The following is a 13,035-nucleotide window of genomic DNA, read 5'->3' as shown; positions in this document are numbered from 1 at the left end:
AGCAATGGACGGTATTTCTTTATATGATGATTGTGTCATGCTTGCCTATAACAAGGAAGTACGGAGGAATTGCCTTCCTTTCACTTGTGGCGAGAATGACCTTGATGATTTTTTTCTCAATGATGCCGATCTGTATGCGGATGAACTCCTTGGGAAAACATATTGTTGGGTGACGACTGAAATCCCGCATCGTATTGTGGCCTTGTTTACCTTGTCCAATGACAGTATCAAGACCAGATTAATATCCCCCAATGATAAAAACAGGCTGCAACGCAATATTGTAAATCCTAAACGTGGACGCAGCTATCCGGCCGTGCTGATAGGAAGACTGGGGGTCAACCTGGAATATCAGGGTACATCAAGCCACGTAGGACGGCAACTGATGGCTTTCATAAAAGACTGGTTCCGTCATGAGGACAACAAGACAGGATGCCGTTTTATCGTGGTGGATGCATACAATGAGGAAAAGATTCTCAGGTATTATGAAAGAAACGGTTTCGTTCCACTCTATAAAACAGACGTGATAGAAAAGCAATATTATGATATTCCGCAAGATGAACCTTTGAAAACCCGTTTGCTGTATTTTGATTTGAAAAAGGACTGACATAATAATATATCAGTAAAATCCTTTAGGGTGACAACGGGTTCCAAAGACAGGCTGTCGCTACGATTACCTGCCATATGGCACCGGCCGTTTTCTTGATGGCGGGCGGTGGATTTCATGGGAAGCCAATCCGGAATGACAAGTAATGCCGCACCTGTGGCATAATAGAGCATTATTTTGAAGGCGGAGACTTTGTCCGGTTCTTCTTTTTCCAAGGTTTTCCGTCGGATGTCTTCAAGTTTTCCACACTTGTTTTAGAATAGTCCGCATTATCAGCAGATTGCGAGTTTCAGTCTGCCGTTCCGATTCTCTTTATTGCATCGTAGCATGTCGTTGATATATTCCAAATACTTATCCATGAATAGGCGACTTATAATTTTGTCTCAGGCAAATATCGAGACACACTCCCGAATGAGGTCTTCCATGATTTTAAAAGACTCCGTATTTCGGAAGGAACAACGTACACATACAATTTCTCCGGAACGGCCGACTTTCCTGTCACTTCCCTGTAATCCTCCCCAAAATCAACACCGCCGTATAAACTGCATGAAAGCCCGGGCACGCTTCCTGTTTCCAATCCCATATCTGCTCCTTCCGCAACATCACGTATTGCCGTTCTCATTTCATATCCTTGAATATTTCTCCAAACATACCAAAGACAGAAAAGCTGCATGGAATCTAAATTCTCACCGGACAGACAATAGATAGAAGGAAGGAATCCATCATCCTCATTTCTTGCGGCAAAAATAGTTGTTTTTCAGGCCGGTCCCGCAAGGCGGCCCTTCGGGCTGGTTGCACGTGAAAAAATCTTCCTCACGCTTCGCGTGAGCGTATTTTTTCACGGCAAGCCTTGCCGGAGACCGCCGAAAAACAAACTGGAGGAAGCACAAGAAATAAGAATGCCTACCCGTGTAGGCCATGTATAACTCAAAAAAATATAAAGCTATGGCAGACAAGAGCGCAGAAAAGGAAAGACTGTTCAACGAGTGGTTCACTGCATCCTATGACAGGTTGAGAGGGACGTTACGCCGGTACGGAATGCTGGACGAGGACAATTTCCATGACACCTACCTTTTTGTAAGAAGGCAGGTGCTGGTTCCCGGAAAGGACATAACGGACTATGACGCGTATTTCATCGGATGCTACAAAAAGGCGGCCCTGGTAAAGATTAAAAGGGAGAATCGGTATGCACACCCTGAAGATGATTTCTTCCTCCGATGTGGCGAAGAGGCAAAATTCCTTTCCGAGGACGACCTGAACGGGTGCGAGCGGCTGGTAAGAGACATACTGCGTTTCGTAAGGCAGAAGTTCTCCTACGAGGAGTACCGGATGTTCATGCTCAGGTTCTATGAGGCGCAGTTCTCGTTCAAGGCACTGGCGGAATGCATGGGTATCTCGGCATCGGCCATATCGCAGAAAGTATGCAGGATAGTGGACGCGGTACGTACCCACAGCGGTTTCGCATGGAGAAGTCAGATGCTGGCGGTGGAAAGCTTCATGTATTGAAAAAATTGTTTAACGGAAAAGTAAGAAAGTTATGGCACTGATAGTATACAACAGGGAAAACTCCCGTCCGCAGGAAGTCACATACAAGGGAAAGCGGACCATCAACCTTGACAGCAGGGGGACCGTCTATCTGTCAAAGACGATGTCAATCGAATTGGGAATCCTCGGTGGCGGACGGGTGAACTTCGCCCACGACGACGAGACGGATGACTGGTACATCTGCCGGGCCGATGATAGCGAGGGGTTCATTGTCTGGAAGGATAAAAGATGCGCAAGGTTCTCGGCGGGGTTTATCGTGCAGAGACTCATGCGGCAGGCGAAGGTGGAGAGGAAGAGCGTGCAGTTCATGATGGCGAGGATGCCGGTAGAGATTGGCGGAGTGGCCTATTACAAGATACTGCTCTCGAATCCGATACTCAGATAGAGGCATGGGCCGGAGGAGTCCGGCTGTATATGACATGACGGAGACAGGTGCATCCGACGGGACAGGAGCCCGGAGGATGTGCCTGTTTTTATGCGCCGCCATGTTTACACACGGACATGCGGTTGTCACCGGCCGGCATAAGGTCACTCCGAAAAGACCGGGAAACGGCATTGCCGGAGGATAATGATACCAGTACGGAATGTGCCGCCATTACGGAAACGGATCGTCCCACCGGTACACGAACGGCCCGCCCCAATTTCAGAATAACATAATGACATAATAAAATAAGAGTCTTTTTTTATAATGGAATCCCCGTATCTTATTGCCATATCGGAAAAATGTTTCCATGTCCCGCCATGTTATGCCAATGTTGTCACCGGATCATAATTCATAAAGAAAAAAACACTCTGTGTATAAGTATTTTACGAGCAAATTAAAGTCGTTCATCCGGTGGAAAGAAAATGAAGGAGCGACCGGTATGACAACCGACCGCCCCTTCATTCACGATCCCGTACGGAACTTTTCTAAAGTTCCTCCGGCCTGGTTCTCGCCTCCCGGTAGCAGCCGTCAAGCAGCTTCTCGATGTCGGAAGAACGGTACAGTATCTTGCCGCCCAGCCGGGTGAAGGCAAGCAGACCGCTGTCACGGTACTGTTGCAGGCTGCGGCGGCTCACTTTCAGCTTTTCAGCCAGTTCGCGGTCCGTATAGAAGTTCTCGCCCGCCATCGCCGGTGACCTGCCGGCAAAGAGACGCTCCATGGAAACGGAGAGACGTTCGACGGTGGAGAAGAACTCTCTTATATGCTCGCTGCTCTCACGGGTGAGCAGACGGTTATCGGTATTCATCATGACTTGATCTTTTTTTTGTTCGACATTCGTTTTTCATGGCCTTTCAGATCGACCTTCCCATACTTTCAGCCCGCTTGCGGCGCTCCTCCACTATCCGGATGATACTTTCCACGTCCCCGGGCTTGTAATATGTCTTGTGGCAGATCTGTGTGTATGCCAGCGTGCCGTTGTCACGGAGGGTCTGCAGGGTTCTCGGGCTGACCTTCAGCAGCAGGCACACCTCCTGGTTGTCCAGCCATTTCTTCTCCTCCATGTCGCCGTACAGCCGGCAGAGGGTGTCCAGCCGGTCCGCAAACGTCCGGAAGGCCGAGAGCATCGCCTCGAAGGTCCTTGCCTCAATGTTCACTATTTCCATAATCACTGTAATTTCAGGTTTGACATCTGTTTCATTCTCTTTTCGGATCCGGATTCCGTTCCGCAATTTAGTGAATCCCGGCGGAACGTCCTGAATTTCAAGACAGGATGACTACCTTTGACACCATATGCGTACTTGTTTCATCTGCAAAGTAAATGATTGTTCCCGGATATGGTTCCGCCCCTTCATCAGATGTCATTATATGTCATCAGATGTCATGGAAATCGGATTTTAATATTCATTTGCTTTTAGTAAACAGACGTTCAGATCCGTTCCCGAAGAGTGGGAAATTTCCGGTGCGTATATTTGTGAAGTCATCACCGTCAGACTGATCCAACAATATGAATAACACGGCAAACCCCGCCAATCGGACCCGTCCGTTTCACAGCACTTGTTATTATCGTTTTATTTGCTTCCGACAATCGGGCAAACGGGTAGACTGTGCCCACAGTATCAACCATCTAAAATCCATGTACAATGAAAAGTGAACCGACTGAAAAAACGAAAGGGAAGAAAATGGCGGTATCCGAAACCGCAGACAGAAAGAACGGCCGTAGTCCCGGAGCCGGCCACGACGAGTGGTGGGAAAGACTCATGATGGAACCCGGTTCGGGAGAATCCGCCGGTACGGATGCGGAACCGGTGATTCCATCCGGGGCCGTTGCGGAAGAGGTGTCCGGGGAAGCGGGAAGAAAGGACACCCCGCCGGAACCGGAAGACCCCGTGAGAAGAAGGACGAGCGGCAGGCAGCGTAGGGCCTCGCTGGAGGAGTACCGAGAAACATACCTCACCGTCCCGAAGATTAGGAAGCGCAAGACGGTGTTCGTCAGTGAGGATGTGAGGGACGAACTGGACGCCATCGTCCGCAGGCTCGGTGGGCGTGGCATGAGCGTTTCCGGACTGCTGGAGAACCTTGCCAGGGAGCATCTTGCCGCCTACCGTGAGGACATCGAGCAGTGGAGAAAAATCTGACAGCCTGTTACCGGGCGTGGAGTATACCCGATGTATGCACAGTCCCCTGTGTACCCGCTTCAATGTGGAAAATGCGGGGGGATTTTTCTGTGGGGGGAGCAAGGGTATGTTTCCGGATTCCCGAAAACCCTTGCTCCCCGCGCCCGGCGGTTGCTGGGAGGGCAAATCCGCTCCCGCCGGTCGCAGATTTTGGAATGAAAGAAGTACGGACGAAAAAGAAAAAACATATGACAAACGATGTGAATGGGATGAAGAAAAAATGTGGCCGTCCGGCACTGGGCAGGACGCGTAAATTGACCAGAGGCGTGACGGTGAAGTTCTCCCCCGTCAGCTACGAGGCTCTCAGGTTCAGGGCAGGGAAGTCCGGCCGGAGTCTGGCGGTCTATATCAGGGAGGCAGCACTGGCGGCCACCGTTACGGCAAGGCATACACCGGAGGAGAACGCACTGTTGCGCAGCCTGGCGGGAATGGCTAACAACCTGAACCAGCTGACAAAGCTCTCGCACCAGACCGGCTTTTACAGGACAAGGCTGCTGATAGAGGGGCTGCTGGGAAAGCTGAAGCGGATCATGGATGATTACAGACCGAAAGGAGGATAGCCTCATGATAGGGAAGATCAGGAAAGGCCGCTCGTTCGGCGGCTGCATACGCTACGTGACGCAGAAGGACGACGCGGAAATCATCGCCTCGGAAGGCGTGCTGCTGGGAACGGCAGAAGAGATGGCGCGAAGTTTCCGGTGGCAATGCCTGCTGAATCCGGACGTGGCGAAACCGGTGGGACACATCGCGCTCAGCTTCAAGCCGGAGGACGCACCGAGGCTGACCGACGCGTTTATGGCAAGGCTGGCGGGGGAATACCTGGAACTGATGGGGATACGGAACACGCAGTTCATCGTGGTGAGGCATCACGGGACGGACAACCCGCACTGCCACATCGTCTTCAACCGGGTGGACTTCGACGGGAAGGTGATTTCCGACAGCAACGATTTCAGGCGCAACGAGAAAGTGACAAAAATGCTTAAGGACAAGTATTCGCTCACCTATTCCGAAGGCAAACAGTCCGTTAAAACGGAAAAGCTGCATGCTTCCGAAAAGGTGAAATACGAAATATACCGTGCGGTCAAGGAAGCTTTGAGGAGTGCAGATACATGGAAAGAATTTCAAAATAAGCTCTTAAAAATGGGCGTGGAAATGGAATTCAAGTACAAGGGAAACACTAATGAAGTGCAGGGCATCCGCTTTATAAAGAACGGTCTGTCATTCAAGGGAAGTGGGATTGACCGCAGTTTCAGCTGGTCAAGGCTGGATGCGGCATTGGACCATAACCATGTCACGTCCCTGGAAAATGACGTTTCCCAAAAGCAACCGTACCATGAACAAAGTCATGGTTCTGTTATTGATAACCTGGTCGAAGTCACCGGTACGGGTGGCGTGTTCATGCCGTCGGTGGCACCGACGGAGGACGAGAAAGAGGCGGAACGCCTGCGGAGAAAGAAGAAGCGCAGGAAAGGAAGGAGTTTGTGAACCATATGTATAACAAAAAACTTTGAAAGATGAAAGAGGAAAATTATCTGGAAGGCATCTACGGATGCCTTGAAAGGATCGAGAAGAAAGTGGAGACGCTGCCCGTGGAAGGCACAAGCCCCGCAGTTGGAAACCGGACCAGTTCCCCGGAAGGGATTGCGGAACTGAAAATCCGTCTGGAACGCCTGCAATCCGCGGTGGAGAAAAACGGCTTGGAAATAGCAGCGGTACGTAACCATACCGTCCGGTTGTCGGAAGGCTGGCCGTTGTCTGCCGAAACGTTTGCCGGGGAGATGGAAAAGATTAGATACTGCCTGAGTCAAGACTGCCAAGCTGTAAAGGAGACAGTGAGACGGCTGGATGAGAGAATGGTCCTGCTGAAAAAGGAACCGGAGCGCAGACTGGTGACCTACCGTCTGGAAAGCGCATCCAAGGCAGTGGTAACGACAGCTTCAGCACTGATCCTGGCACTGATCATTTCCGTCTGGACCAACTGCAACCAGTACCGCACGAACCGGCTTTTGAAAGATGCCGATTTGAAATACCGAGCCATCAGGATCTGCCTGCCGGGGGATGATCCCGACATCGCCTTCCTTGAGAAGCATTTCACCATCAAGCGGGACGAGGAAAAGATCCGGCGTGTGGAAAGGCTGGTGACCGCTTTTGAGGACTCGGTCAGGAACCGCATCCGTAACCATGAAATGGCAGCCTACAAGGACAGTCTGGCGCACCGGCTGTTCAGGGAGGCACAGGAAATCAGGAAGCAACTGGACAATCCCAATTCAAAATGACTGCACTATGGCAACAATCAGAACCAAATTCAGGTCCTCGTCCGCGGAAGGCAGGGAGGGCGCACTGTATTATCAGGTGATTCATAACCGTGTGGTCAGGCAGATCAGTACCGGATACAAACTTTTCGCTTCGGAATGGGACCAACGTTCCGAAGCGGTCATTCCCTGTCAACACCCTGCAGGGATGGAACGGGACAATTATCTTCTATCGGTAGGGGAACGGATAAGACGGGACAAAATCCGACTGGAAAAGGCTATCAGGACATTAAGCCAATCCGGTCCGTTTACAGCGGATGATATCGTCATACGTTTCCATGACAGCGGACAAGAACCTTCGTTTAACGACTATATCCGGCAACAGATAGTAAGGCTGAAACGTTTGGGAAAGATACGGACCTCTGAAACCTATACAGCCGCGCTCAAAAGTTTCAGCAGTTTTATGAAAGGTAGCGATATACTGTTTGGCGAACTTAGCTCTGACTTGCTCATGGAATACGAGGCTTATCTGAAAAACAGGGGGAACTCACCCAATACAATCTCGTTCTACATGCGCATTCTGAAAGCGGTCTACAACCGTGCGGTGGAGAACGGACTGACCGGACAGCGGAACCTGTTCAAGTCTGTTTATACAGGTGTGGAAAAGACCTTGAAACGGGCCATTCATTTAAATGATATCAGGCGTATCAAAAGACTGGACTTGTCCCTGAAACCCCACCTTGATTTCGCACGTGACATGTTCCTGTTCTGCTTTTACACACGGGGGATGTCCTTTGTGGACATGGCTTATCTGAAAAAGGGAGACATTGCGAACGGAATCCTGACTTACCGCAGGAAAAAGACCGGACAACAGCTGTTCATCCGATGGGAAAAGTGTATGCAGGAGATCATCAAACTTTTTTGTTTATCGGTTCAAGATTTCAAAGTTGTTCATTAATTGCTTTGTTGGTTATATCCAGAGTATTATTTGTAAGAGACTCTACGAATAAATGATGATAAGACCAGTTAGTTTATCGCTTGTTTTATAATTTCATTGCGATATTCGTTCGGTGTGCAACCTTCCATCTTCTTGAACCAACGTGTGAAATGTTGCGGGTATTGGAAACCCATTTCATCTGAGATTTGACTGATACTTTTTTGCGTGTTCATGATGCGCTCTTTGGCTATATCCATAATTTTTTGCTGGATATGCTTGATTGCTGACATACCGGTTTCCTTTTTTACCAGGTCACTGAAATAATTGGTGGAAAGACACAGTTGGTCAGCGCAATACTGTACCGTCGGAATACCTTTACTCGTTGGCAAGGCAGAATGATAGTAATTATTGAGCAACAATTCAAAACGCGCCAACAAATCGTTGTTGGCATTTTCCCTTGTAATGAACTGGCGGTCATAAAAGCGGATGCAGCGGTCAAGGAGAAGCTTCATGGTATCAATAATCAAAGAACGGCTGTGCTTGTCAATAGGATGCCTCAATTCTTCTGCTACATTGTTTATACATTCAATGACTACTTTGCGCTCCTGTTCTGACAGGTGCAGTGCTTCGTTGGCATTATATGAGAAATAAGAATACTCTTTTATTATATGTGCAAGGGAAGTACCGCGCAATAGTTCGGGATGGAACATCAGGGCCCATCCGGCCGGCTGGTGCAGACTGCCATCATCGTCAGAACCCATTACCTGCCCCGGAGCGATAAACAGCATGGAGCCTTTTTCATAGTCATAGAGGCTCCGTCCATAATTCATCGTACCGCAGTCAGTATCTTTCAGCAACACAGCATAAATGTTGTACAGTTTCTTTGAGTGTCTGATGGGCTGCACCTCGTAACAATTCACAACGCTGACCAACGGGTGCAGAGCTTCGACTTCGAAAAGGTCGCAGTACTGCTGAACTGTATCTATTCTTGTTATATCTCCCATAACCATCCTTTTGTTTTTTACAAAAATAAGTATTTATATTGACATTGCTGTCTGAGGAACAGCTGTTTCTTTTCTATCCCTTATTTATTTTATTCCATGACGACAAAGTTAGTTCATTCAATCAACGAACATATAACCCTAATCACAGACTGTCTTACCATTTTCACAGATAACATTTAACCCGGTCCAAGCCCGATGAAAGTGGTAATTTTATCAGTGATTGAGGTCTAATCTTCAGTATGTGAATGCTGTAATTTTGCAAGTGAAACCAAAAAGGTAAATAAGATGAAACCAAAAGCTTTATTTGTCATGTTAATCTTATGGCTTAGCTTCACTACGATTCAAGCGCGGTCAACCGAAGATGTCCCGGATAAGGGAACTTATGCAAAATTTCTGTTGGTAGGATGTTATATGAAGCCAGACGAAGAAGGTGTCAGAATGTACCGGTTTGACGGACAAACTGCCGATGTCGACTATCCGTGTGGGCTGAGAGGGATTTCAAATCCTGCTTTCCTTACATCTGATAGCACTGGTAATCGAATTTATGCCATAGGCGATGATGAAGGGAAAAGTTCGACTGCCAATGCTTTGCTTTTTGATAAGGAAAGTGGTCTGCTGTCTCTGCTTAACTCGCAATCTACAGACGGTGAACTTCCTATTTATATTACTCTCAGTCCAAAGGAATACTTTGTTCTGACAGCAAATTATAAGGGTGGCAGCATCACGGTATTCTCACAGGATAAGAAAGGAAAGTTGCAACGTGATACAAAAATAATTCGTTTTGCTGGAAATGGGCCGAATAAAAAAAGGCAGGAACAATCGCATCTGCATTGCGTGACCTTTACACCTGATGGCAAATTCCTTCTTGCTACCGATTTGGGAACAGATTGTATCTATCTGTTTCCGATAGGCAAACGACCGGAAGCAGGTAAGGCTCATTCTCTGTTGGATGAATCAAGAGTAGTCCGCATACAGATGGATTCCGGCTCAGGACCTCGACATATATGTTTTCACCCGAATGGCAGATTTGCTTATCTCATCAGTGAACTCTCGGGTAAAATAACTGTATTCTCCTATAATGAAGGCAAGTTGGAACGTTTACAAACAATTGTCTGCGACCCTTTCGTTGCAGAGGGAAATGCAGATATCCATGTTTCATCCGATGGCAAATTCCTCTATGCTTCCAAGCACTTGAAAGAAGATGGCATAATTGTTTATTCCATTGATTCCCAAAAAGGAACATTGGTTCAAATAGGATTTCAGCCAACAGGTCTTTATCCGCGAAGTTTTGCCATCTCTCCGGATGGTTGCTATTTGGCAGTGGTTTGCAGGGATGCCAACTGCATACAGATATTCGAAAGAAACCGAAATACGGGGTTACTGAAGAATACGGGAAAAAATATCCGACTGGAAAGACCGGCGTTTGTCAAGTTCTTATAAATTCATCACTAAACAGAAAGCAATATGAACAAGTTAATTACAACCATCGCCTGCCTGATATGCTGTATCGTTTATACGCAGGCACAAAACAAGGACAATATGTTAAGCAAGAAAGAACAAAGTATTGCCGCCATCAGTATGTATGCCGCACGTGGCAATCAGGACAGCCTCAAAGTGATCCTTGCCAGAGGACTTGACTGTGGGCTGACCGTGAGCGAAGAAAAAGAAGTACTTACCCAGCTCTATGCCTATTGCGGCTTTCCACGCAGCATGGGTGCATTGGTTACGCTGATGAATCTCACCAAAGAGCGTGCAGCACAAGGCATAAAGGATGAAGCCGGACGGGAGCCTTCTCCGGTAAAGAGTTCGGATATGTTTGTTGTCGGTGGACAAAACCAGCTGAAACTGTTCGGTCGTCCGGCACTAGGAGAAGTGCTGACATTTGCTCCGGCATTGGACCAATTTCTGAAAGCTCATCTGTTCGGTGACATATTCAGCCGTGACAATCTCGACTGGCGTACCCGTGAACTGTCTACTGTGGCTGCCTTGTCGGTGTTGGACGGCGTGAAGAATGAGTTGAATACTCACATTGCCCATGCCAAGCACAACGGCGTGACACAGGCTCAGATAGACGAAGTACTTATCATGGCGGCACGCTGTCGGAACGGAATGGTGCTTTCTGAATCCGATGAACCGGCAAAGACTTTTCAAACAGATCCGACAATTACTGTCCGTAAGGTCTTTTATAAAAACAGGTATGATATCATGCTTTGCGCCGAAATGTACCTCCCGAAGGATTTCAATGAAGCGCAACACTATGCAGCCCTCATCATCGGACACCCGTTCGGGGCTGTGAAAGAACAGTGTAGCGGACTCTATGCACAGGAAATGGCACGGCGAGGCTACGTGACTCTGGCTTTTGATGCTTCCTATCAAGGCGAAAGTGGAGGAGAACCGCGTCACACGGTATCGCCCGACGCATTGGTGGAAGACTTCAGTGCTTCTGTAGACTGGCTCGGACTACAACCGTTTATTGACCGCAACCGTATCGGTGTGATTGGCATCTGCGGAAGCGGCGGGTTCTCTGTCTGTGCGGCTTCTCTCGACCCCCGCATCAAGGCATTGGCAACCGTGAGCATGTATGATATGGGGCGTGCCACCCGTAACGGTTTGGGGGATTCGATGACGGATGAACAAAGACGCAAACTGTTGGATGAAGTTGCCGAACAACGTTGGAAGGAAGCAGAAACGGGAGAAGCACGTATCCGCTTTGGCACACCGGAGAAACTGCTGGGAAATGCCAATGCCGTGCAGAAGGAGTTTTTCGATTACTATCGCAACCCCTTGCGTGGCTATCATCCGCGCTATCAAGGTATACGCTTTACCAGTCAGGCGGCATTGATGAACTTCTATCCGTTTGCCATGATTAAAGAGATTTCACCACGCCCCGTGCTATTCATTGCAGGCGAGCATGCACATTCGCGCTATTTCAGTGAGGATGCCTATCAAGAAGCCAGCGAACCGAAAGAACTGTATATCGTTCCCGGAGCCAATCATGTAGACTTGTATGACCCGGATGGATAAGATACCGTTCGAAAAAATTTCGGAATTCTTCTGGTATGCTTTGCGGTAATTCAGATGAAAATGGTAATGCTATCCGTGATTATGATACAGCAAAGCGAATACGCAGGAGGGTAACTTTGCAACAGAAACAATTTAAAGATTATAGTATTTGCAACCAGTTATTACTCAATATTTTGTGAGTTATAAGTCAGAAATATGGGCATAACCTTTAGGGGTACATTCTAAAAGGTGAAGATTTAACCTTTTTATTATTTCTTAACACTCAAAGAGCGGTGGTAGAGGGTATTTTCCCTCTTTTCGGTACTTTATTGATGGTTCGATGTTCCCATCTTTCCACATTGCTTGGCTCGTTCGCACAAGCCACTACAAAGGTACTACAATTTCCAATAAAGGCAAGAGGACAGCAATTCAAATCTATTATTTTTGAGGGAGTGAAATCTGCCGCTTGCCAAATTTCTCTCTGTCGAAAATAATAGTCCTCTGAAAAGAATGAAAACAGCATTGATAAAATTGCCTTATTAAGGGGGGGCTATGCTGTTTTATGCTATTATTTCGTCAGTCGTTTATCTCCGTTGCCGGATGCAGTTTTCAGCCAAGCCGATGAATAAGAAAAGGTTTTGGAGCTGTTTACTCTCCAACGGAGGACGAAACTGCTCCAAATGGTTTACCGCTTGAACTTTTCGTTTTCTAAAAGAGGTTTGGCAACCTTTGCATCCGACAAAAGGAGATAAATGACCAGATATATAACAGTAGTATTACATTAAGGTAAAGAACAACCATGGTATAGTATTATTGCAATTTAACTATTTAAAGTTTGTTTATAATCAAATCATTTAAAGATTTTTGTCCTTCTATGATTTTTTGTATTTGATAAATGTCGTAATTAAATAAAAAATATCACGCATAATGACTTTTTCTTTTTTCTAAATTTCTTCAAATGACAAATTATTGTTACCTTTGTAATGTAATGTAGTTAATGGTTGCGCTTATAAAGTCCTTGGAAAGGATTTATGTATAAAAGAGGTAGATGTTTACTCTGTTCTTGCTTGGATTATCAGCATCACTGATAT

15 protein-coding genes are annotated in these 13,035 nt (G+C 47.3%); 11 read left to right on the top strand and 4 right to left on the bottom strand.

What is annotated here, in order from left to right; genetic code table 11:
• The first annotated feature begins 4 nt into the window (after positions 1–4).
• A complete protein-coding gene (locus NQ542_RS05095; protein ID WP_004295313.1) occupies positions 5–604 on the top strand; it encodes a GNAT family N-acetyltransferase in 600 nt (199 codons plus the stop codon).
• Positions 605–974: 370 nt separating this feature from the next.
• On the opposite strand, the gene NQ542_RS05090 is transcribed toward NQ542_RS05095, so the two are convergent.
• Positions 975–1,226, bottom strand: coding sequence for a hypothetical protein (locus tag NQ542_RS05090; protein ID WP_224205373.1), 252 nt, complete (start codon positions 1,224–1,226; stop codon positions 975–977).
• 323 nt (positions 1,227–1,549) lie between these two features.
• Here NQ542_RS05090 and NQ542_RS05085 point away from each other — a divergent pair, with 323 nt between their 5' ends.
• From NQ542_RS05085 to NQ542_RS05075, 3 genes are read left to right on the top strand one after another with little or no spacing between them, the layout of a single operon-like run.
• Positions 1,550–2,110, top strand: coding sequence for an RNA polymerase sigma factor (locus tag NQ542_RS05085; protein WP_004295311.1), 561 nt, complete (start codon positions 1,550–1,552; stop codon positions 2,108–2,110).
• A 31-nt stretch (positions 2,111–2,141) separates the two neighbouring features.
• A complete protein-coding gene (locus tag NQ542_RS05080; RefSeq protein WP_004295310.1) occupies positions 2,142–2,534 on the top strand; it encodes a hypothetical protein in 393 nt (130 codons plus the stop codon).
• 4 nt (positions 2,535–2,538) lie between these two features.
• A complete protein-coding gene (locus tag NQ542_RS05075; protein ID WP_004295309.1) occupies positions 2,539–2,718 on the top strand; it encodes a hypothetical protein in 180 nt (59 codons plus the stop codon).
• Positions 2,719–3,058: 340 nt separating this feature from the next.
• Here NQ542_RS05075 and NQ542_RS05070 read toward each other — a convergent pair whose 3' ends face one another.
• Positions 3,059–3,382, bottom strand: a complete 324-nt coding sequence (locus NQ542_RS05070; protein ID WP_004295308.1) for a helix-turn-helix domain-containing protein — start codon at positions 3,380–3,382, stop codon at positions 3,059–3,061.
• A gap of 43 nt (positions 3,383–3,425) precedes the next feature.
• A complete protein-coding gene (locus NQ542_RS05065) occupies positions 3,426–3,737 on the bottom strand; it encodes a helix-turn-helix domain-containing protein (protein ID WP_004295307.1) in 312 nt (103 codons plus the stop codon).
• A gap of 477 nt (positions 3,738–4,214) precedes the next feature.
• Between NQ542_RS05065 and NQ542_RS05060 the strand changes: the two genes are divergently transcribed.
• The 5 genes from NQ542_RS05060 (at position 4,215) to NQ542_RS05040 (ending at position 7,958) form a co-directional block, all read left to right on the top strand.
• Positions 4,215–4,709: a DUF3408 domain-containing protein gene (locus tag NQ542_RS05060; protein ID WP_004295306.1), complete on the top strand. Its 495-nt coding sequence runs from the start codon at positions 4,215–4,217 to the stop codon at positions 4,707–4,709.
• A gap of 227 nt (positions 4,710–4,936) precedes the next feature.
• A complete protein-coding gene (locus tag NQ542_RS05055; RefSeq protein WP_005650044.1) occupies positions 4,937–5,308 on the top strand; it encodes a plasmid mobilization protein in 372 nt (123 codons plus the stop codon).
• Between the two features lie 4 nt (positions 5,309–5,312).
• A complete protein-coding gene (locus tag NQ542_RS05050) occupies positions 5,313–6,233 on the top strand; it encodes a relaxase/mobilization nuclease domain-containing protein (RefSeq protein ID WP_004295304.1) in 921 nt (306 codons plus the stop codon).
• Positions 6,234–6,262: 29 nt separating this feature from the next.
• Entirely contained in the window at positions 6,263–7,024 is a 762-nt protein-coding gene (locus NQ542_RS05045) for a hypothetical protein (protein ID WP_004295303.1), read from the top strand.
• 7 nt (positions 7,025–7,031) lie between these two features.
• Positions 7,032–7,958 (top strand): site-specific integrase, encoded by a 927-nt coding sequence (locus NQ542_RS05040; RefSeq protein ID WP_005641960.1) that lies wholly within the window; start codon positions 7,032–7,034, stop codon positions 7,956–7,958.
• Between the two features lie 68 nt (positions 7,959–8,026).
• On the opposite strand, the gene NQ542_RS05035 is transcribed toward NQ542_RS05040, so the two are convergent.
• Positions 8,027–8,947, bottom strand: a complete 921-nt coding sequence (locus NQ542_RS05035) for a helix-turn-helix domain-containing protein (RefSeq protein ID WP_004295301.1) — start codon at positions 8,945–8,947, stop codon at positions 8,027–8,029.
• 279 nt (positions 8,948–9,226) lie between these two features.
• Between NQ542_RS05035 and NQ542_RS05030 the strand changes: the two genes are divergently transcribed.
• Together NQ542_RS05030 and NQ542_RS05025 are read left to right on the top strand one after the other, a co-directional pair.
• Positions 9,227–10,381 carry a lactonase family protein gene (locus tag NQ542_RS05030; protein ID WP_004295300.1) on the top strand — a complete coding sequence of 385 codons (1,155 nt, stop codon included), beginning with the start codon at positions 9,227–9,229 and terminating at the stop codon, positions 10,379–10,381.
• A gap of 24 nt (positions 10,382–10,405) precedes the next feature.
• Positions 10,406–11,965, top strand: coding sequence for a carboxymuconolactone decarboxylase family protein (locus tag NQ542_RS05025; protein WP_004295299.1), 1,560 nt, complete (start codon positions 10,406–10,408; stop codon positions 11,963–11,965).
• The last annotated feature ends 1,070 nt before the right edge of the window (positions 11,966–13,035 follow it).

Origin of the sequence: Parabacteroides merdae ATCC 43184 (genome assembly GCF_025151215.1) — a bacterium.
Taxonomy (GTDB): Bacteria; Bacteroidota; Bacteroidia; order Bacteroidales; family Tannerellaceae; genus Parabacteroides; species Parabacteroides merdae.
The sequence above is the reverse complement of the archived record's forward strand: the minus strand, read 5'-3'. Positions and strand labels throughout refer to the sequence as shown.